The sequence below is a fragment of the Hydrogenophaga sp. genome (assembly GCF_035481345.1).
Lineage (GTDB): Bacteria > Pseudomonadota > Gammaproteobacteria > Burkholderiales > Burkholderiaceae_C > Hydrogenophaga.
Genome location: NZ_DATIGV010000024.1, coordinates 19,384 through 38,453 on the forward strand (window position 1 = coordinate 19,384; position 19,070 = coordinate 38,453).

General features: G+C 69.6%; 18 protein-coding genes. 13 read left to right on the plus strand and 5 right to left on the minus strand.

Annotated elements, in window-relative coordinates; translation table 11 throughout:
• Positions 1–240 precede the first annotated feature (240 nt).
• The gene (locus tag VLG41_RS02440) at positions 241–1,020 is read left to right on the plus strand and encodes a class I SAM-dependent methyltransferase (RefSeq protein ID WP_325347810.1); all 780 of its coding nucleotides are present in this window, start codon (positions 241–243) and stop codon (positions 1,018–1,020) included.
• Positions 1,021–1,046: 26 nt separating this feature from the next.
• Complete coding sequence (locus VLG41_RS02445) at positions 1,047–2,135, plus strand: glycosyltransferase (protein ID WP_325347811.1); 1,089 nt, start codon at positions 1,047–1,049, stop codon at positions 2,133–2,135.
• On the opposite strand, the gene VLG41_RS02450 is transcribed toward VLG41_RS02445, so the two are convergent.
• Positions 2,114–4,180, minus strand: a complete 2,067-nt coding sequence (locus VLG41_RS02450) for a hypothetical protein (protein WP_325347812.1) — start codon at positions 4,178–4,180, stop codon at positions 2,114–2,116. The two genes, VLG41_RS02445 and VLG41_RS02450, sit on opposite strands and share 22 nt — an antisense overlap.
• A 331-nt stretch (positions 4,181–4,511) precedes the next feature.
• Here VLG41_RS02450 and VLG41_RS02455 point away from each other — a divergent pair, with 331 nt between their 5' ends.
• The 8 genes from VLG41_RS02455 (at position 4,512) to VLG41_RS02490 (ending at position 12,239) form a co-directional block, all read left to right on the plus strand.
• Positions 4,512–6,443: a hypothetical protein gene (locus VLG41_RS02455; protein ID WP_325347813.1), complete on the plus strand. Its 1,932-nt coding sequence runs from the start codon at positions 4,512–4,514 to the stop codon at positions 6,441–6,443.
• A 104-nt stretch (positions 6,444–6,547) separates the two neighbouring features.
• Entirely contained in the window at positions 6,548–7,942 is a 1,395-nt protein-coding gene (locus VLG41_RS02460) for a TIGR03013 family XrtA/PEP-CTERM system glycosyltransferase (RefSeq protein ID WP_325347814.1), read from the plus strand.
• Positions 7,943–8,053: 111 nt separating this feature from the next.
• Positions 8,054–8,668, plus strand: coding sequence for a hypothetical protein (locus VLG41_RS02465; protein ID WP_325347815.1), 615 nt, complete (start codon positions 8,054–8,056; stop codon positions 8,666–8,668).
• A complete protein-coding gene (locus tag VLG41_RS02470; RefSeq protein WP_325347816.1) occupies positions 8,665–8,961 on the plus strand; it encodes a hypothetical protein in 297 nt (98 codons plus the stop codon). The genes VLG41_RS02465 and VLG41_RS02470 overlap by 4 nt, the downstream gene beginning before the upstream one ends.
• A complete protein-coding gene (locus VLG41_RS02475; protein ID WP_325347817.1) occupies positions 8,958–9,878 on the plus strand; it encodes an HprK-related kinase A in 921 nt (306 codons plus the stop codon). The genes VLG41_RS02470 and VLG41_RS02475 overlap by 4 nt, the downstream gene beginning before the upstream one ends.
• Entirely contained in the window at positions 9,848–10,981 is a 1,134-nt protein-coding gene (locus tag VLG41_RS02480) for a nucleotidyltransferase family protein (protein WP_325347818.1), read from the plus strand. Before VLG41_RS02475 ends, VLG41_RS02480 begins: the two co-directional genes overlap by 31 nt.
• A 2-nt stretch (positions 10,982–10,983) precedes the next feature.
• On the plus strand, positions 10,984–11,124 hold the full coding sequence (locus VLG41_RS02485; protein WP_325347819.1) for a hypothetical protein: 141 nt from the start codon (positions 10,984–10,986) through the stop codon (positions 11,122–11,124).
• Complete coding sequence (locus VLG41_RS02490; RefSeq protein ID WP_325347820.1) at positions 11,121–12,239, plus strand: NAD(P)/FAD-dependent oxidoreductase; 1,119 nt, start codon at positions 11,121–11,123, stop codon at positions 12,237–12,239. The genes VLG41_RS02485 and VLG41_RS02490 overlap by 4 nt, the downstream gene beginning before the upstream one ends.
• Here the strand turns inward: VLG41_RS02490 and VLG41_RS02495 are convergent.
• The gene (locus tag VLG41_RS02495) at positions 12,229–13,311 is read right to left on the minus strand and encodes a quinone-dependent dihydroorotate dehydrogenase (protein ID WP_325347821.1); all 1,083 of its coding nucleotides are present in this window, start codon (positions 13,309–13,311) and stop codon (positions 12,229–12,231) included. The genes VLG41_RS02490 and VLG41_RS02495 overlap by 11 nt on opposite strands.
• Before the next feature lie 42 nt (positions 13,312–13,353).
• Between VLG41_RS02495 and rpiA the strand changes: the two genes are divergently transcribed.
• Positions 13,354–14,025: a ribose-5-phosphate isomerase RpiA gene (gene rpiA / locus VLG41_RS02500; RefSeq protein WP_325347822.1), complete on the plus strand. Its 672-nt coding sequence runs from the start codon at positions 13,354–13,356 to the stop codon at positions 14,023–14,025.
• A gap of 18 nt (positions 14,026–14,043) precedes the next feature.
• On the opposite strand, the gene VLG41_RS02505 is transcribed toward rpiA, so the two are convergent.
• The 3 genes from VLG41_RS02505 to VLG41_RS02515 all read right to left on the minus strand — a co-directional run bounded on the left by VLG41_RS02505 (position 14,044) and on the right by VLG41_RS02515 (position 17,354).
• Positions 14,044–14,718 carry a glutaredoxin family protein gene (locus VLG41_RS02505; protein ID WP_414652420.1) on the minus strand — a complete coding sequence of 225 codons (675 nt, stop codon included), beginning with the start codon at positions 14,716–14,718 and terminating at the stop codon, positions 14,044–14,046.
• Between the two features lie 27 nt (positions 14,719–14,745).
• Positions 14,746–16,815 (minus strand): M3 family metallopeptidase, encoded by a 2,070-nt coding sequence (locus tag VLG41_RS02510; RefSeq protein ID WP_325347823.1) that lies wholly within the window; start codon positions 16,813–16,815, stop codon positions 14,746–14,748.
• 68 nt (positions 16,816–16,883) lie between these two features.
• On the minus strand, positions 16,884–17,354 hold the full coding sequence (locus VLG41_RS02515) for a YhbY family RNA-binding protein (protein ID WP_325347824.1): 471 nt from the start codon (positions 17,352–17,354) through the stop codon (positions 16,884–16,886).
• 123 nt (positions 17,355–17,477) lie between these two features.
• Here VLG41_RS02515 and VLG41_RS02520 point away from each other — a divergent pair, with 123 nt between their 5' ends.
• Together VLG41_RS02520 and VLG41_RS02525 are read left to right on the plus strand one after the other, a co-directional pair.
• Positions 17,478–18,143, plus strand: coding sequence for an RlmE family RNA methyltransferase (locus tag VLG41_RS02520; protein WP_325347826.1), 666 nt, complete (start codon positions 17,478–17,480; stop codon positions 18,141–18,143).
• Between the two features lie 159 nt (positions 18,144–18,302).
• Positions 18,303–19,070, plus strand: a 768-nt coding sequence (locus VLG41_RS02525) for an ATP-dependent metallopeptidase FtsH/Yme1/Tma family protein (protein WP_325347827.1), incomplete at its 3' end; no start/stop codon positions are given.

Consider the following 19,070-nt stretch of genomic DNA (forward strand, 5'->3'; position numbering starts at 1 on the left):
GGTGGTGGTAGGGCAATCGGAGCGCCAGACGGCGCGCGGGCGCCGGCTGGCGGCGACCTACGGGTACCGGTAAGGCAATTGTGTTGGCGATTGGACTCCTATGCATCGCCATTTCGTGGAGATATCGCACGTTTGCATGTGCATCGAAGGTACGCAAATGTCAATCGCTGTGCTAGCTTCGCCCGGTTCCGGTGGCCCAAAGCGCGCCGGCCCTGCTCAATTGGATTGGAGGCGTCTGAAATGACGAGCCCGACTTCACACGACGCCCAGCGCGTCAGCCGCGAGGCCGAGATTTACGACAACGACGAGCTGGAGCGCGACCGCCTGGAAGCGGTCATGGCCTATACGCAGATGGGCCCCGCGCGGCGCCGCCGCGACGAGTTGATCCGCGCCGTGCACACGCGCCACACGGACACGCGCGTGCTCGAGGTGGGCAGCCAGGCCTGGGAGGCCCACTACCTCAAGTGGAACCTCAAGCCCACGCAGCTCACCTGCATCAACATCTCCGACCGCGAACTCGACAAAGGACGCCAGGTGGCCCAGGCCAAGGGCCTGCCGGTGGAGTTCAAGCTGATGGACGCGCACGAGTTGCAGTTTCCCGACGCCACCTTCGACCTGGTGTTCGGCACGGCCATCCTGCACCACCTGGAGTTCGAGCGCGCGGTGAAGGAAATCGCCCGCGTGACCAAGCCCGGTGGCGAGATCCTTTTCGTCGAGCCGCTGCTGCTGAACCCGGTGGCGCGCCTGGTGCGCGCGCTCACGCCCAAGGCGCGCACGCCCGACGAGAAACCGCTGGCGCGCGAGGAACTCGACATCCTGGACCGCTACTTCGCGCCCAAGCACCTGTACACCGATCTGTTCGCCTTCCCGGCGGCGGTGGTGTCCAAGGCGGTGCGCGCGAAGCCGAGCAACTGGATGGTGAATGCGGCGGACCGCTTCGACGCGGCGATCGCCTCGTCCATGCCCTCGCTCGGCGCCTACTACCGCACGGTCACCGTGCACGGCACGCGCCGCGTCTGATTTCACCGCGCCCAGCCGCTCTCACCATGGTCGCCGGCTACCGCCCGATCGATCACCCGGACCTGCGTCCGGTGCCGGCGCAACGCTCGTCCGGGCGACCCGTCCTGCTCGTGGTGGTGGACACCGAGGAGGAGTTCGACTGGTCCAGGCCCTTCGACCGCGACTCGGTGGGCACGGCGTCGATTCCGGCTCAGGACCACGCGCACGCGGTGTTCGACAAGTACGGCATCGTGCCGACCTACGTGCTCGACCACGCCGTGGCGCGCTCGGCCCCGGCCGCGGCCTACCTTCGCCGCCTGGTCGATGCGGGTCGCGCGCATTTCGGCACGCATTGCCACCCCTGGGTGACGCCGCCGTACGAGGACGAGGTCAACGACCGCAACTCTTTCCACGGCAACCTGCCGCCCGAACTGGAAGCGGCCAAGCTCGAAGCCAGCACGGACGCCGTGGCCCAGGCCTTCGGGCAGCGCCCGCTCATCTTCAAGGCCGGGCGCTATGGCGTCGGCGCCGCCACGCTGGGCGTGATCCAGCGCCTGGGCTACCGCATCGACTGCAGCTTCGTGCCCGCCACCAGCTTCGAGCGCGTGCATGGCCCCAACTTCCTGGGCACGTCCATGCACCCGTTCTTCACGGACGAGTCGCGCGAGCTGCTGGAAGTGCCGCTGACGGTGGGCTACGGTGGGCGCGCCTGGTGGGCCGGGCAGCGCTTCGGCGGGCTGTGGGACAACCCCATGCTGCAGCAATTGCGCGTGCAGTCGGTGCTGAGCCGGCTGGGCGTGTTGTGGCGTGCTCGGCTGAGCCCCGAGGGCTTCGACGCGGACACGCAGATCCGCCTGATGGAGGCGCTGATCGCGCAGGGGGTGCGGGTGTTCAGCCTGACCTATCACTCGCCGTCGCTGGCGCCCGGGCACACGCCCTACGTGCGCAACGAACAGGACCTGCAGGAGTTCCTGCGCCGCATCGACCGGGTCTGCGCGCACTTTCGCGACCGGCTGGGCGGTGAGTTCTCGACGCTCACCGACCTCTGGCGCGAGGCGCTTGCTGCAACGCCGGCTACGCCGCCCGCGCCGCGCCGGACCGAAGCTCTCTCGCCTCAGCGCGGCACGATCGCGTAGGACGGGTCGCTGGAGAAGCCGCGTGCGCCGGAGTCCAGCAGCGGCGTGAAGCCCTTCCAGCGCGCGTAGGCGCTGGCGGCGTTGTTGGCGTTGGCGTTGCTGGCCGCGGCCAGCATGCCGCGCGCCACGGCGGCGTAGCCACCGGCCCAGTCGGGGTAGGCCGGCTCACCCGCGAGGGCCGTGTTGCCGCAACTGGCCGAGCCGTAGTTGATGCGGAAGAACTCGCTCCAGCTGTTGACGTAGCTGCCGCCGCTCATGGTCTGCAGCCAGTAGCCCGCGGCGTGGCTCGTGCAGAAGCCGGCCGATTGCGTGCTGGCCAGGAAGCGGTCGATCTGCATGCGGCCCACGCTGTTGAGCACGGAGGCGGCGTTGGTCACGTTGTTCTCCGCCAGCCAGGCCATCACGGTGGCGAAGAAGTCCGATTCGTACGAGGGCGTCTGGTTGTTGTTGTACTGGGAGATCAGCGCGCCCATGGGCGAGAACAGGCTGCCCGAGCGGCCGGGGCCGTAGGTGTTCAGGGCCCAGCTCATGTTGTTCGACAGCATGGTGTCGAAGTAGCTGTTCATCGGGTGCGTGTCCGGCGCCGCGAACGAGGCCTCGGCGATCGAGCGCAGGCCCCAGGCCTGTCCACGCACCTGCTCGGGCATCAGCAGGCCCTTGTCTCGTTCGCGGTAGATGGGGTCGTTGGCGGCGATGTTCCAGGCGGCCCAGAACATCATCTCGTCGAGGTAGAAGGCATCGCCCGTGACGAGGTAGGGGATGTAGGCGTAGGAACCCTGGTGCGCGATGTCGGGCGTCCAGTTGCTGGAGCCGCCACTGGGCACCGCGGGGCTGGAGTTGCCATAGCGCAAGGCGATGCCGGGGTGGCGCACGACGCTGATCGGCTGGTCGGTGGTCTCGTCGCGGTAGTGCACCGGCGCGCTGGCCGCGGCGTCGGCGTTGGCCAGCATCGAGGCACGGGCGCGGTCGTCCTGGGTGATGAGGTACAGCGCGGTCCAGCGCGGCAGCGGGGCGATCTCGTCGCGACCGCCGGTGCCGGGCATGTTGGTGGTCAGCATGGCCGCGCCCATGGGATTAGTGTTGGAATTCGCCAGCGAGCGGGCTTCGTCGGACAGCACGCTGTCGGGAATGCCCAGGCCCAGGTTGTAGTTCCAGGTGGCGCGAGTGGCCAGGAAGTAGGGCATGTGATGCCGCACGCGCAGGTTCGGATTGACGCCGCTCCACACCACCTTGTGCCAGCGGGCCTTGCTGGAGTGCGTGAAGGACGGCTGCGACAGCAGCGTCTGGCCGTTGGCGGTGACGGTGAGCGAGTAGGTGAGGTTGGATGGTCCGGACTTGAGGGCCCAGTTGTTCTCCATCACCACGTCGGTGCGGATGTGGCCGGTCCTGTACAGGCGAACGTGCAGCCGCGCCGTGAGGCGGTCGTTCAGGGGCGACACCACGTTGAACTCGCTGGCGACCGGCCCGTGCAGGCGGCGGCCACTGCCGTTGGCGATCTGCTGCTGCAACTGCGCCTGCGGATTGGCCACCAGCGTGGTGCCGTCGGCCAGGCGGGCCGTGACCTGCAGGTTCCAGGCGGGCGCGGCGGGCAACGACACGCTGGCGCTGCTGCGTGCGGCCGGGTAGAGGTTGACGATGCGCGCGGCGTTGGCCGGCAGGCTGGGCAGCGACAGGCTGAGCACGGCGAAGCGCACCGAGCCGTTGGGGTGCGTGGAGACCTCGTCCATCTGCACCGGCACGGCGTTGCCGGCGCTGTCCTCGGCGCGCAGGCCCTGGCTGCTGGCCAGGTCGCCGGTCCGGAAGGGCTGGCCGAAGGTGACCGGCACATTGGCCTGGGCGCTGCCCGAGGTGATTTCCACGCAGGTGATGGCGCCCGACGCGCAGGACAGCCCGCCCGGGCCTACCGGCGCCGCGGGCAGGGGCGAAGGAGACGAATCGCCGGACACCTGGGAGGGGTTGTCGTTGACCAGTCCGCTGCCGCCGCCACCACCGCCGCCGCCGCAGGCGGCCACGAGACAGGTGGCGGTGAGGAGCGCTGTGAGCATGGTCCTGCGTGCGTGAGCCCCGAGAAAGCTGGTGTTCATGGATGCCTGGTCAAACAATCCCTGCGCCGGGCCACACGGCGCCGACAGAAGGCCACTGAGGTTCTGGAAAAGCGAGGCGGGGGAGGGCGGTGCCGCCATCGAACACCGAGTAGGGTATTTTGACGGCGCGTGAATCATTTCACGGATTCATGACATCCCGCGATTCAGGATGTGAGCTCGCGCGCCATCGAAACAAGATGAAAACGACGACGTTTCTCCTCGACAAACGATGGCCCACCCCGGCCCGAACGGCAGCGAAACGACAGTTTCAAATTGATACATTTTGGTCTTCATGACCGTTAGAGCCCTGAAGACGCCGGCCGCCACAGCCCTGGCCTTGGGCGCCGCCGCTGCGGCCCTGGCCGGTGCCTGGGCGCACCCGGTCCTGCCCGCAGGCCTTGGCGCTGCGGTGCTGGCGGTGGTCATGGCCCTGACGGCCTGGCGCCCCCTCTGGGGGGTGTGGCTGTTGCCGGCGGTGCTGCCGTGGGCAAGTCAGTCGGTGCACACGGGGTGGCTCATGCTGGACGAGTTCGATCTGCTGGTTCTGGCGGTGGCGGCCGGCGGTTGGGGCGCATGGGCCTGGCGTGCTGCGCGGGCCGGGAACACGGGGATGACGCTCGACCGGCGGGTGCTGATTCTGTCGAGCGCGCTGCTGGCGGTGGCGGCCTTGGGCGGGGCCAGGGCCTGGGCCGATGGCGGTGACTGGCCGTCCTGGGTGGCGTTTCCCTTCGCCGACTACGCATCGCCCGCGAACGCGTGGCGGTCGAGCAAGGCGCTGGTCTGGGCGGCACTGCTGCTGCCGCTGTGGTCAGGCGGCGATGCCATCTCCCGCCGGCGCTGGGCCATGGCCTGGTGGCACGGCAGCCTGGCCGGGCTGGCCACGGTCTGTGCACTGGTGGTGGCCGAGCGCTGGTTGTACGCGGGCCTGCTGGACGTGTGGTCGGGCTACCGCACCACGGCCTGGTTCTGGGAAATGCACGTGGGCGGCGGCGCGATCGACGCCTACCTGAGCCTGACCGTGCCGCTGGCCGCCTGGTGGTGGCTGCGTGCGCGCAACGCGCGGGTGTGGTGGGCGGCGGCGGCGCTGTTCGTGCTGGCCTGCCACGTGGTGCTGACGACCCAGTCGCGCGGGCTGTATGGCGCGGTGGTGATCGGCTCGGTGCTGGCGTATGCGCTGCACCGGCGCGCGCCGCCGGTGGCCGGCGAAGGCGGGGACGCGCCGCGCCTGGGCAACGCGGTGGTGTTGCTGGTGGTGTTGGCGCAACTGCTGTGGGTGTTGCTGGGGGCCACAGCCATTGCCGACCGCTTGGCGCGTTCGGGCCAGGACTTCACGCACCGCTTCGACCACTGGCGCTCGGTTGCCTCGACGGTGGGCAGAACGGCGGACCTGCTGCAGGGCATTGGCGCGGGCCGCCTGCCCGCGCGCATGGGCGACCGCGCGGACACGGGAACCCCGGGCCGTCTGACATGGGCCGACGGCGACAACGGGCCCCGCATGCAATTGCACGGGCCCAGCCGCGTCGGGCTGGACGGCCTGCGCTTCGGAGCGGTGCAGCGACTCGCCGGCTTCGAGGCCGGCACCTGGCGCGTGCGCCTGGCCTACCGGGCGCAGCCGGGTTTGCGGCTGCTGGTCAGCGTCTGCGAACGCCACCTGATCTACGACCGCCGCTGCCAGTGGCGCTTCATCCGCCACACCGGGGACACGGCGCCCGGGCCGCTCGTGCGCGAGGTCGATCTGTTCGGCGACTCGCTCGCGCCCGACGCGGCGCTGGCCCGCTGGCGCGAAGGCTTCTTTTCCGTGTCGGTGCTGACGCCCGGCGCGGTGGTCGAGATCGAGCGCCTGGAGCTGTTCGACCCGCAGGGCCGACAGCGCCTGCTCAACCCTGGATTCGAGCAGGGGCCGGCCCGCTGGCTGCCCGCCGCGCAGGGTCATTTCGAGCCCTGGCACGCGGACAACCTTTACCTGGAGGTGCTGGTCGAGCGCGGCGCCATCGTGCTGGCCGCCCTGTTGGGCTGGCTCGCCTGGACGACGCGCTCGCTCCGTCGCGGCCTGCTGGCTGGCGAGCCCTTGGCGGGCGCCTGGTTGTCCGCCGTGGTGGCCATCGCGGCCCTGGGCATGCTCATCAGCGTGACCGAGGTGCCGCGCGTGGCCTGGTGCTGGTGGGTCACTCTGGGCCTTGGCCTGGCGTTCGAGCGAAATACTTCACACAAAAGCGGTATGTAAGCGATTGTGTTGACATGGCGGGCCCACTATCCTCGGACGAATGGGCAGGATGCACTAGGGGGTACCCGTAGGACACCGACCTGGCCGCGTCCGGAGAACCTCGCGTGATCAGACTCTTCAATCACTACTTCGACCGACACACACTCATCCAGCTCCTGCTCGACGTGACGCTGGTGGCCGGTGTGTTCGTGGGGGCGCTGATCGCCTTGTCCAAGCCCGAAGACCTCAGTTCCGCCCAGATCGCGCGCGGCGCGACCCGCGGCCTGCTGATGGGCTTCGGTTTCCTGGCCATCAACGCCGCCCTGGGCTTCTACGACCGCCGCACCATCCTGTCGACGCGGCAGGCGCTGGCCCGCTCGCTGGTGTCCTTCAGCATGACCACGGCGCTGGTCGTCGCGGTGCTGTTGCTGCTGCCCCTGGAGGCGTTCTACGGCCGCACCTGGTCGGTGGTGCTGATCATGATGGTCACGGCCGTGCTGCTGCTCTATCAGGTGCTGGTGGGGGAGTACCTGCCCAAGGCCATTCCCAAGCGGCGGGTGCTGGTGTTTGGCACGGGCGCGCGCGCCCTGGCCGTGGGGCGCGCCCTGGAGATGCCCGGCGCCAACGCCGAGCTCTGCGGTTACCTGGCCGGCCCCAACGAGCAGGAGCAGCAGGTGCCGGCGGGCCGGGTGCTGACCACCGACCTGGCGCTGACGGACCTGGTGCAAAGCAAGCGCATCGATGAAATCGTGGTGGCCATCACCGAGCGCCGCGGCGGCAGCATGCCCATGCGCGCGCTGCTCGATTGCAAGCTGGGTGGTGTGCGCGTCACCGACATCGCCACCTTCTACGAACAGAACCTCGGCCAGATCCGCCTGGACGCCGTGTCCGCGGGCTGGCTGATCTTCGGCGACGGCTTCAACCAGGGCATCGTGCGCACCACCATCAAGCGGGTGTTCGACATCCTCGGCGCCTCGGTGCTGATCCTCATTTCGCTGCCGATCATGGCCGTGGCCGCCCTGGCCATCAAACTCGAGAGCGCCGGCCCGATGCTGTACCGGCAGGAACGCATCGGCCGGGGCAACCGGCCATTCAACGTGGTCAAGTTCCGCAGCATGCGCACCGACGCCGAGAAGGACGGTGTGCCCCGCTGGGCCACCGCCGGCGACAGCCGCGTGACCCGCGTGGGCAAGGTCATCCGCAAGCTTCGGGTGGACGAGCTGCCGCAGCTGTTCTCGGTGCTCAACGGCGACATGAGCCTGGTCGGCCCGCGTCCGGAACGCGGCTTCTTCGTCGACCAGCTGACCCAGCAGATCCCGTTTTATGCCGTGCGCCACAGCGTCAAGCCGGGCGTGACGGGATGGGCCCAGGTGCGCTACCAGTACGGCTCCACGGTGGAAGACACCGCGGAGAAGCTTCAGTACGACCTGTACTACGTGAAAAACCACTCCCTGTTCCTGGACCTGGTGGTCCTGTTCGAGACGGTCGGGGTGGTGCTGACGGGCAAGGGCGCGCAATGAATACGCCGGCCGTCAAGACGATTACTTTTTGCTACAGACCGATCTACAATACCCCGTATGTGTGCGGCCAAGCTCGCGGGGTTGGCAGTCAGGCCGAAGGAGGTTGTTCCCATGTCCGATATGAACCATTCTGAAGACGTCGCCATGCAGGAAACCGATGCACCGGCGTCCGGTCTCTCACGCCGGCACCTGGTTCGCGCGGGCCTGAGCGCCGCGCCCGTGCTGGCCGCGCTCAAGAGCAACACGGTGCTCGCGGGCGGCGACCACACCTGCATCAAGCCCTCCACCTTTTCGTCGCTGCGCGCGGCGCAGATGAAGGTGAGCGCGCGCCGCGAGCTCAAGACCGACTACGAGTGCCAGTCGCACGGCTACTGGAAGAACCACGAAAACGGTCTGCCGAACCAGTACAAGACCACCACGCTGTTCCTGTCCACGGAAACGGGCTTCACCCAGAACCCGACCGGTATCTACACCGGCAAGACCCTGCAGCAGGTGCTCGATATCGGGGGCAACCAGGGCAACGCCGCGCTGGCGCGCCACGTCGTCGCCGCCTTCCTCACGGCCAAGGCCTTCCAGAACGATCCGTCGCGCGTGATGCTCACGCAATCGCAGTGCCGCGCCATCTGGAACGGTCAGGGCATCTGGCAGCCCTTCGCGGGCACCACCTGGACGCTGAGCCAGACCATGGCCTACTTCGACATGGTCTACGGTCCCGCGTTTCTGTGACCCTGGCGCCAGGCGGTTCGCTCGCCTGGGTCTGTCGGCGCACGCAGGCGCTGCTCCTGCGGCGATGGCCCGAGGGCGGCGTGGTCTACGACGCTGCCGACGGCAGCCTCAGTGCCGTGTCCCCGGTGGCAGCGGAACTCATCGAACGCCTGCTGGACGGGCAGCCCCGGGATGCCGAGGCGCTCGCGCGGCATCTGCTGCAGGCCACTCCCGAACCCGAGGACATCGACGGCGTGAACCAGCACCTCGCGCAGTTCGAGCACATGGGCTTCATCGAACGGATGGCCTCGTGAGCGCGCTGCGCGGGCGCATTGCCGATCTGTCCTCCGCCGAGTTGTCGGCCCGCCTCCACGGCGACGGGCTGGCCCTGTCCGTGCCGCCGTTCACCGTGCGGGTGCGCAGCCCCATTCCCGTGGTGCGCGAAGGCATCGAACGGATGTACGCGCTGCACGAGCACATGGGCGACGACGAGGTGTTCTGCGATTTCCACCTGAGCATCCTGCCGCGACTGGGCTGGACGGGCCTGCGCTGCGAGCTCGATGTCGATGGCCAGCGGCCGTTCACGCCGCTGGCGCGCGGCGAAGCCTTCGCCTTCTTCGAGTGGGGGCTGAACTGGTGCGTCACCAGCCACTGCCACCACTGGCTCACGCTGCACGCGGCGGTGCTGGAGCGCGACGGCCGTGCCGTGCTGCTGCCGGCGCCGCCCGGCTCGGGCAAGAGCACGCTGTGCGCCTGGCTCATGCAACAGGGCTGGCGGCTGATGTCGGATGAGCTCGCGCTGATCGACCCGGCGAGCGGTCAACTGAGCGCCTCTCCACGGCCGGTCAGTCTCAAGAACGAGTCGATCGCGCTGATGCGTGAACGCCTGCCGGACGCGGTGTTCGGGCCCGTGGCGCACGACACGCTCAAAGGCATGGTCGCGCACCTGCGGGTGAACGAGTTCAGCCTGCGCCAGGCGGCGTTGCCGGCCACACCCCGCTGGATCGTCTTTCCGCGCTTCGAGAAAGGCGCGGCCTTGCGCGCCGTGCCGCGTCCGAAACCGCAGACGCTGGTGGAGCTGGCCTCCAACAGCTTCAACCACCACGTGCACGGCCCCCGCGGCTTTGGGCGCCTGGCCGATCTGGTCGACGGCTGCGAGGCCTTCGACCTGAGCTACAGCCAGCTCGACGACGCGACCACGTGGTTCGATTCGCTGGCGAGTTCGTCGTGACCTTGCCGGCGCTCGATCTGCTGCTGCTGCCGCTGCGCGAACCCGAGCGCCTGGGCTCGCTCACGCCGGGCCAATGGGACCTGCTGGTGCGCCAGGGCCGGCGTGCCGATGTGCTCGCGCGCGTGGCCGAACGCATCGAGGCGGCGGGCCGCTGGGCCGAGGTGCCGCCCGAGGTGGCGCGCCACCTGCAGTCGATGCGCCTGCTGGCGCAGCGCCAGCACGAGGAACTGCGCCACGAGACCGCGCAACTGCTGCGTGTGTTCGAGTCGGCCGGACTGCCGCTCGTGCTGCTCAAGGGCGCGGCCTACGTGCTGCAGGAGCTGCGCGTGGGCGAAGGACGCATGGTGTCGGACATCGACATCCTCGTGCCGCGCGAGCGGCTGGCCGACGTGGAGTCGGCCCTCATGCTCAGCGGCTGGGTGAGCACCAACAACAACCCCTACGACCAGCGCTACTACCGCACCTGGATGCACGAGCTGCCGCCCATGCGCCACCTGCGGCGCGGCACGGTGCTGGACGTGCACCACGCGCTGGTGCCGCTGTCGGGGCGCCTGCGGGCCGACCCCTCGTCCATGCTGGCCGACATCCGACCGATCCCGGGCCACCCGGGCGTGCACGCGCTCAGTCCCACGGACATGGTGCTGCACAGCGCCGCGCACCTCTACGCCGAGGGCGAGCTCGAGCTCGGTTGCCGTGGCCTGCTCGACATCGAGCTGCTGGTGCTGGAGTTCGCGCAGGACGCGGACTTCTGGCCGGCGCTGACGCGGCGCGCCGATGCGCTGCAATGGGAGCGTCCACTCGCGCAGGCGCTGGTGTACCTGGACGAGCTGTTACGCACGCCCTTGCCGCCCGAGGTGCGCGACTGGGCCCGGCAGGCGCACCGGCGCCTGGCGCCCGGCTGGCGCGGGCGCCTGCTTGACGCGATGTACCACCGCGCGCTGCGCCCCGACCACGGGTCGCTGTCGGATCGCTGGACCGCGCTGGCCCGCGCCGGCCTGTACGTGCGCGGGCACTGGCTGCGCATGCCGCCCTGGCTGCTGGCCGGCCACTTGGCGCGCAAGGCCCTCATGGCGGCGCGTGCGCCGAAGCCGAAGGAAGCCTGAACATGCACCGGCGCCTTTGCCTGGGAATGATCGGCTCGCTGCCCTGGTGGGGTGCCGCGAGCGCTGCCCACGCGGTGCTGGCCGACACGGTGTCGCGCACGAAGCCTTTGGCCGTGCGCGAGCTGATGGCGGGCCCGCGATGACGGCCGAGCGCGTCGATGCCGTGGTGGTGGGCGCCGGCGTGGTGGGCCTGGCCGTGGCCCGCGCCTTGGGGCGGGCCGGGCGCGAGGTCCTCGTGCTGGAGCGGGAGGCGGGCATCGGCACCGGCACCAGCTCGCGCAACAGCGAGGTCATTCACGCCGGCATCTACTACCCGGCCGGTTCCTTGAAGGCGCGGCTGTGCGTGCAGGGCAAGGACGCGCTGTACGCCTACGCGGCCGAGCGCGGCATCGCCCACCTGCGATGCGGCAAGCTGATCGTGGCCAACACGCCCTCGCAGCTCGCGGCGCTCCCGGGCATCGTGGCGCGCGCGGCGGCCAATGGCGTGCACGACCTGCTGGTGTTGTCGCGCGACGAAGCGCGCGCGCTGGAGCCCGCGCTGGAGTGCCTGGGTGCGGTGCTCTCGCCGTCCACCGGCATCATCGACAGCCACGCACTCATGCTGTCGCTGCAGGGCGAGCTGGAGGCCGCCGGTGGCATGGTGGTGTGCCACAGCGCGGTGTGCGGGATCGAGCGCCACGGCGAGGGCTGGCTGGTGGCGTGCGAGGACGGCACGCAATTGCTGGCCCGCACGCTGGTCAACAGCGCCGGCCTGCACGCCTGCGAACTGGCGGGCGGCATCGCCGCGCTGCCCGAGCGCAGCGTGCCGACACCGCACTTCGCCAAGGGCAGCTACTTCACGCTCACCGGCCGCTCGCCGTTCCAGCGGCTGATCTACCCCGCGCCCGAGCCCGACCAGCACCTGGCGGGCCTGGGTGTTCACCTCACCATCGACCTGGGCGGGCAGGCCAAGTTCGGCCCCGACGTGCAGTGGGTGGAGCGGGCCGATGACCTGCTCGTCGATCCCGCGCGCGGCGAGGGCTTCTACGCGGCCGTGCGCCGCTACTGGCCCGCGCTGCCCGAGGGCGCGCTGCAGCCCGGCTACGCCGGCGTGCGGCCGAAGATCAGCGGCCCCGGCGAACCGGCGGCCGACTTCCTGATCCAGGGCCCGGCGCAGCACGGCCTGCCGGGGCTGGTCAACCTGTTCGGCATCGAATCGCCGGGGCTCACGAGCTGCCTGGCGATCGGCGAACAGGTGCGCGAGGCGCTCACTTCCTGAGCGCGGCGATGGCCTTGGCCGATTCGTACACCAGCGCCGGGCCCTGGTAGATCAGGCCCGTGTAGATCTGCACCAGGTCTGCGCCCGCTTCAATCTTGCTCAGCGCGTCGCGCGCGCTCAGCACACCGCCCACGCCAATGATGGGGAAGGAGGCGCCCAGGGCCGTGCGCAGGGCGCGGATCACGCGGTTGCTGGCCTCCAGCACCGGCGCGCCCGACAGACCACCGGCTTCCTCCGCATGGCGCAGGCCTTTCACGGCCTCGCGCGAGAGCGTGGTGTTGGTCGCGATCACGCCCAGTTCGCCGCTGGCCTGGCCGTCGGCGCGGCAGCCGTGGCGTCGCAGGGTCTCGGCGATCACGCCGATCTGCGATTGGTCCAGGTCGGGCGCGATCTTCACGAACACCGGGATGCGTCGCTGGTGGCGCTGCGCCAGTTGCTCGCGCCGCTCCATCACCGCGCCCAGCAGCGCGTCCAGCGCGGCGTCGCTTTGCAGGCTGCGCAGGTTCTGCGTGTTGGGGCTGGAGATGTTGACGGTAACGTAGTCGGCGTGCGGGTAGACGCCGTCCAGGCAGGCGAGGTAGTCCTCGGTGGCGCGTGCGATCGGCGTGCTGGCGTTCTTGCCGATGTTCAGACCCAGGCGCATGGGCGTGGCGCCGCCGTGCTGGCGAAAGCGCGCGCGCTGCACGTTGGCCAGGAAGGCGTCCAGGCCCTCGTTGTTGAAGCCCAGGCGGTTGATGAGGGCCTGGCGCTCCGGGATGCGGAACATGCGCGGCTTGGGGTTGCCGGGCTGCCCCTTGGGCGTGACCGTGCCCACCTCCACGAAGCCGAAGCCCATGGCGGCCAGGCCGTCGATGCAGCGGGCGTTCTTGTCGAGGCCGGCGGCCAGGCCCACGCGGTTGGGGAACTGCAGGCCGGCGAGCGTGAAGGGGTCGCTCACGCGCGGCTGGCTGTACAGGCAGGTGAGGGGGGAGCGCTGCACGCGGGCGATGGCGCCCAGCGTCAGTTCGTGCGCGGCCTCCGGGTCCAGGCCGAAGAGGAAGGGGCGCGCCGCGCCGTAGGGAAGGAATGACATCGGATAATCCGCCGTTTTTCGACCAACCCCGGATTCTCGCAAATGACCCAGGACGAACTCAAAACGCTGGTGGGCCAGGCCGCCCTGCACTACGTGACACCCGGCGAGGTGGTCGGCGTGGGCACGGGCTCCACGGTGAACAAGTTCATCGAGGCCCTGGCCACGATGAAGGGCCAGGTGCCCGGCGCGGTGTCCAGCTCCGAGGCCTCCACGGCCCGGCTCAAGGCCATCGGCATCCCGGTGCTCGAGGCCAACGAGGTGGGCGAGCTCTCGGTCTACATCGATGGTGCCGACGAGATCGACGGACAGGGCCACATGGTCAAGGGCGGTGGCGCCGCGCTCACGCGAGAGAAGATCGTCGCGGCCCAGTCGCGCCGCTTCGTCTGCATCGCCGACGAATCGAAGCTGGTGCAGACGCTGGGCGCCTTTCCGCTGCCGGTGGAGGTGATCCCCATGGCCACGGCGCGGCTGGTGCGCCAGTTCGCCGCGCTGGGTGGCCAGGCGCGCGTGCGCCTGAAGGACGGCCAGCCGCTGGTGACGGACAACGGCCAGCACATCCTGGACGTGACCGGCCTGCGCATCAGCGACCCGCTCGCCTTCGAGAGCGAGGTCAATCAGTGGCCGGGGGTGGTGACGGTGGGCGTGTTCGCCCACCAGAAGGCCGCCGTGTGCCTGCTGGGCACCTCGGGCGGCGTGAAGACGCTGAACTTCTGAGCGCGCGGCTCAGCAACCTCAGAAGCGGATACCGGCCGGGTTGTCCACCGGCGGCTGCACCGGGACCTCGGCCGGCGGTGCGGCGGTGCCCGGCGCATTGGCGGCGGGGGCGCCACCCGTGGCCGAAGGCGCGCCCGGCACCGGTTTGATGGCCACCAGCGGCGCGGGCGCCGGCTGGCGATAGCCCGGCGGCAGCGCGGACTGTTTCGGGTAGCCGGCCGCGTCGAGGTACTGCGTCCACTCGGTTTCCTGGTAGCCGCGCAGCTTCTGTCCGCCGATGGTGAGGAAGGGCAGGGAGGCATCGCCACTCAGGCGGCGCAGGGCCTCGGCGTCTTCCGAGGTGGCGATGGTTTTCTCGGTGTACGGAATGCCGCGCGAGCCGAGCAGGTTGCGTCCGCTGTTGCAGGGCGCGCAGTTCTCGCTGGTGTACAGCACCACCGGGTACCGCGACGCGGTCTGGCGCAACTCGAAGGGCAACTGGGCGCCGCCCGTGGCCGAGCCGCTGCTGCCGGTGCCGGCCTGCGGGCGCGCGTTGGCGGCGGGCGGTGGCTGGTCCGAGAAGGTCACGCGGCCGTCGGGGCCAACGATGCGGTAGACGCCCTGGGCCGTGGCGGGCAGCGCGGCCAGCAGGCCGGCGGTGGCGAGGGTGGCGGCGATGATCCTCTTCATGTGGCTCACTCGGTTGTCGTCCATGTCCTTGTCGGCTGCGGGTGCGGTGGCTCAGGCCATGCCCTGGTGTCGCAGCAGGGCGTCGATCGACGGTTCGCGACCGCGGAAGGCCTTGAACGATTCCATCGCAGGGCGGCTGCCGCCGGCCTCCAGAATCGACTGACGGTAGCGCCGGCCCGTCGCAACGTCGAGCGTGCTGTGGCCATCGCGCGCCGCGGCCTCCTCGAAGGCGGCATAGGCGTCGGCGCTGAGCACCTCGGCCCACTTGTAGCTGTAGTAGCCGGCCGCGTAGCCGCCCGCGAAGATGTGGCTGAAGGTGTGCGGCGTGCGGTTGTAGGCCGGTGGCATCAGCACCGCCACCTCGGCGCGCACGCGGTTGAGCAGGGTCAGAATGGCCGCGCCGTCCGCTGGCGGCGTGGGCTCGCCGTGCAGCAGCATGTCGAACAGGGCGAACTCCACCTGGCGCAGGGTCTGCAGGCCGCTCTGGAAGTTCTTCGCCGCCAGCATCTTGTCGAACAGCGCGCGCGGCAGCGGCTGGCCGGTGTCCACGTGGGCCGTCATGTGCTTGAGCACGTCCCATTCCCAGCAGAAGTTCTCCATGAACTGGCTGGGCAGTTCCACCGCGTCCCACTCCACGCCGCTGATGCCCGAGACGTCGCGCTCGTTCACCTGCGTGAGCATGTGGTGCAGGCCATGGCCGAATTCGTGGAACAGGGTGGTCACGTCGTCGTGCGTGAGCAGCGCGGGCTTGCCGCCCACGCCGTCGGCGAAGTTGCACACCAGGTGGGCCACCGGGGTCTGCAGCGCGCGCGAGTCGGGGCGCAGCCAGCGGGCGCGCACGTCGTCCATCCAGGCGCCACCGCGCTTGCCGGTGCGCGCGCCAGGGTCCAGGTAGAACTGGCCCACGAGCTGGCCGCCGCGCTCGATGCGGTAGAACTCCACACCGGGGTGCCACACGGGTGCGCTGTCGCGGCGGATCGCCACCTCGAACAGCGTTTCCACGATCTGGAACAGGCCGGCCAGCACCTTGGGCGCCGTGAAGTAGGGCTTGACCTCCTGCTCGCTGAAGGCGTAGCGCGCTTCCTTGAGCTTTTCGCCGATGTAGGGCCAGTCCCAGGCCTGCGGGTCCTGGATGCCCAGGTGCTCGGCGGCGAAGGCGCGCAGGTCGGCCAGGTCCTGCTCGGCGAAGGGGCGGGCCTTCTTCGCCAGGTCGCGCAGGAAGGTGATCACCTGCTCGGGCGATTCGGCCATCTTCGGCACCAGGGAGACGTCGGCGAAGTGCCGGTAGCCCAGCAGGCGCGCCTCTTCGTGGCGCAGGGCCAGCAGCTCCACCATGAGGGCGGTGTTGTCGAAGCGGACCAGCTCGGCCGGCGCCTGGTCGCTGGCGCGGGTGACGTAGGCGCGGTAGAGCCGCTCGCGCAGCGCGCCTGAGCGGGCGAACTGCATCACCGGCAGGTACACCGGCATCTTCAGGCTGAGCTTGTGGTCGGAGCGGCCCTCGGCGCGCGCCGCAGCGGCCGTGGCCTGCACCACGTCATCGGGCACACCGGCCAGTTCGTCGGTGCCCACGTACAGGGCAAAGGCGTCGGTGGAATCGAGGGCGTTCTCGCTGAATTTCTGCGCCAGCTCGGCGGCGCGCTCCTGGATGGCGGCGAAGCGCTCCTTGGCCGCGCCCTGCAGCTCGGCACCGCCCAGCACGAAACCGCGCAGCGCGTTGTGGTGCGCGCGGGCCTGTTCGGCGTCGAGCGAGGCTGGGTCCATGGCCTTGTACTTGGCGTAGAGCCGTTCGTCGGCGCCCAGGCGGGTCCAGAACTCGGTGACCTTGGGCAGGGCCCCGTTGTAGGCGGCGCGCAGCGCCGGGGTGTCGGCCACGCTGTTGAGGTGGCTCACGGCGCCCCAGGCGCGCGACAGGCGCTCGGTGGACACGTCCAGCGTGGTGGCCATGGCCGCCCATTCGGCGGGAAAGTCCGCGGCCGTCACGGTGTCGAGCGCGGCACTGGCCTGTGCCAGCAGTTCGTCGATGGCCGGGCCGACGGATTCCGGCGCGATGGCGTCGAAGCGCGGCAGGCCAGAGAAGTCGAGCAGGGGGTTGAGCTGGGCGGGGTCTTGACGGACGTTCATGGCGGCTCAGATGGGTGGCAAGGGGCGGGAGTTCAAGCCGGCGAGGCGCGCGAGCGTTCGGCGGGGCCTCAGCCGGCGTTCTTTTTGATACTGGTTTTGCGAACCTTGGCGCGTTTGAGCTTGCCGCCGGGCGTGATGCGCTGGTTGCCCAGCACCTTCACCACCTTGACCTCGGGCTTCTGTCCCGGGCGCTTGCCGAACTTGAGCACCTTCACCTCCCGCGGGCCGGGCTTGCGGTCCTCGTCGGCGGCGCGCGCCTTCTCGGGGAGGGGGCGCCAGAGCACCAGCAGCTTGCCGATGTGCTGGATCGGCGCGGCGTCGAGCGCGTCGGCCAGTTCGGCCAGCATGGTCTCGCGCGCTGAGCGGTCGTCGTTGAGCACGCGGATCTTGATGAGGCCGTGCGCCTTGAGCGCGGCATCGGCTTCCTTGCGGACGGCGGGCGTCAGGCCGTCGTTGCCGATGTGGACCACGGGGTCGAGGTGGTGGGCCTCGGCGCGGTGGACCTTGCGTTGGGCGGGCGTGAGGGTAATGGAGGGCATGGGAGAATTATCGACCACCCCCGCCGCGCTGCGCGCGACCCCCTCAAGGGGGCGGCGCCTGCGGCCCGGCAAAGCCGGTTCCGCGGCACCCCTCGACGATTCACCTACCAGCAGCGAATGGGCATCAAGGTCCGCACCCAGAGCAAGAAGGTCAACAAGGCCTGGCTCAACGAGCACGTGAACGATCCCTATGTGCGCCAGGCCCAGAGAGAGGGCTACCGCGCGCGGGCCGCCTACAAGCTCAAGGAAATCGACGAAAGCCTGGGCCTGATCAAGCCGGGCATGGCCGTGGTGGACCTGGGCAGCGCCCCGGGCGCCTGGAGCCAGTACCTGCGCCGCCGCCTGAGTCCGCAGGGCGCGGCCGCCGGTCAGCTCAACGGCACCATCGTGGCGCTCGACCTGCTGCCCATGGAGCCGGTCGAGGGCGTGCAGTTCATCCAGGGCGATTTCCGCGAGCCCGAGGTGCTGGCCGCCCTGGAAGCCGCCCTGGCCGAACGCGGCGTGGCCCAGCTCGACGTGGTGGTCTCCGACATGGCGCCCAACCTCTCGGGCGTCGCCGATGCCGACGCCGCGCGCATCGAGCACCTGATCGAACTGGCGGTGGATTTCGCCCGCGCCCACCTCAAGCGCGATGGCGCGCTGGTGGTCAAGCTCTTTCATGGCGGCGCCTACGAACCCATGGTGGCCCTGTTCCGCCAGACCTTCCGGGTAGTCAAGCCCATCAAGCCCAAGGCCAGCCGGGACAAATCGTCCGAAACCTTCCTGGTCGGCCTGGGTCTGAAAGCCTGAACCGTCTGTCATCCCTTACCGGATCGGCGGTGCGGATGGGGAAAACCTAAGCTTTCCATTGACATTTCCACGTCACCGACAAACGGCAGGGGGACTTGAAAGTCCTAGAATGCCTTGCATATGCGTGCACTTGCGCGCGTGCGCACCCAGGAGCAGCAGTTGAACAACCAGTGGTTCTCGAAAATCGCCGTGTGGATGGTCATCGCCATGGTGCTCTTCACGGTCTTCAAGCAGTTCGACGGCCGCACGAGCGCAGGCGCGGGGTACATCGGGTACTCCGAGTTCCTTGACCAGGTCAAGGCCCGCCAGATCAAGAGCGCCACCATCCAGGAAGGCCAGGGCGGCACCGAGATCGTGGCCGTCACCCAGGACGATCGGCGCGTGCGCACCACCGCCACCTACCTCGACCGGGGCCTGGTCGGCGACCTCATCAATTACGACGTCAAGTTCGACGTGCGCCCGCGCGAAGAGGGCTCGCTGCTGATGACCCTGCTGGTGAGCTGGGGTCCCATGCTGCTGCTGATCGGCGTGTGGATCTACTTCATGCGGCAGATGCAGGGCGGCGGCAAGGGCGGCGCCTTCAGCTTCGGCAAGAGCCGCGCGCGCATGCTCGACGAGAGCAACAACTCCATCACCTTCGCTGATGTCGCCGGCTGCGACGAAGCCAAGGAAGAGGTGAAGGAGCTCGTCGACTTCCTGAAGGACCCGCAGAAGTTCCAGAAGCTCGGCGGCCGCATCCCGCGCGGCCTGCTGCTGGTCGGCCCTCCCGGCACCGGCAAGACGCTGCTGGCCAAGGGCATCGCCGGCGAGGCCAAAGTCCCGTTCTTCTCGATCTCCGGCTCTGACTTCGTCGAGATGTTCGTCGGCGTCGGCGCCAGCCGCGTCCGCGACCTCTTCGAGCAGGGCAAGAAGAACGCTCCCTGCATC

Excerpts from the sequence above, each read along its gene's own strand:
- rpiA (WP_325347822.1), top strand. The coding sequence starts at position 13,354 with ATGACCCAGGACGAACTCAAAACGCTGGTGGGCCAGGCCGCCCTGCAC.
- VLG41_RS02445 (WP_325347811.1), top strand. The coding sequence starts at position 1,047 with ATGGTCGCCGGCTACCGCCCGATCGATCACCCGGACCTGCGTCCGGTG.
- VLG41_RS02450 (WP_325347812.1), bottom strand. The coding sequence starts at position 4,180 with ATGCTCACAGCGCTCCTCACCGCCACCTGTCTCGTGGCCGCCTGCGGC.
- VLG41_RS02495 (WP_325347821.1), bottom strand. The coding sequence starts at position 13,311 with ATGTCATTCCTTCCCTACGGCGCGGCGCGCCCCTTCCTCTTCGGCCTG.
- VLG41_RS02505 (WP_414652420.1), bottom strand. The coding sequence starts at position 14,718 with ATGGACGACAACCGAGTGAGCCACATGAAGAGGATCATCGCCGCCACC.
- VLG41_RS02440 (WP_325347810.1), top strand. The coding sequence starts at position 241 with ATGACGAGCCCGACTTCACACGACGCCCAGCGCGTCAGCCGCGAGGCC.
- VLG41_RS02465 (WP_325347815.1), top strand. The coding sequence starts at position 8,054 with ATGTCCGATATGAACCATTCTGAAGACGTCGCCATGCAGGAAACCGAT.
- VLG41_RS02490 (WP_325347820.1), top strand. The coding sequence starts at position 11,121 with ATGACGGCCGAGCGCGTCGATGCCGTGGTGGTGGGCGCCGGCGTGGTG.
- VLG41_RS02510 (WP_325347823.1), bottom strand. The coding sequence starts at position 16,815 with ATGAACGTCCGTCAAGACCCCGCCCAGCTCAACCCCCTGCTCGACTTC.
- VLG41_RS02515 (WP_325347824.1), bottom strand. The coding sequence starts at position 17,354 with ATGCCCTCCATTACCCTCACGCCCGCCCAACGCAAGGTCCACCGCGCC.
- VLG41_RS02485 (WP_325347819.1), top strand. The coding sequence starts at position 10,984 with ATGCACCGGCGCCTTTGCCTGGGAATGATCGGCTCGCTGCCCTGGTGG.
- VLG41_RS02455 (WP_325347813.1), top strand. The coding sequence starts at position 4,512 with ATGACCGTTAGAGCCCTGAAGACGCCGGCCGCCACAGCCCTGGCCTTG.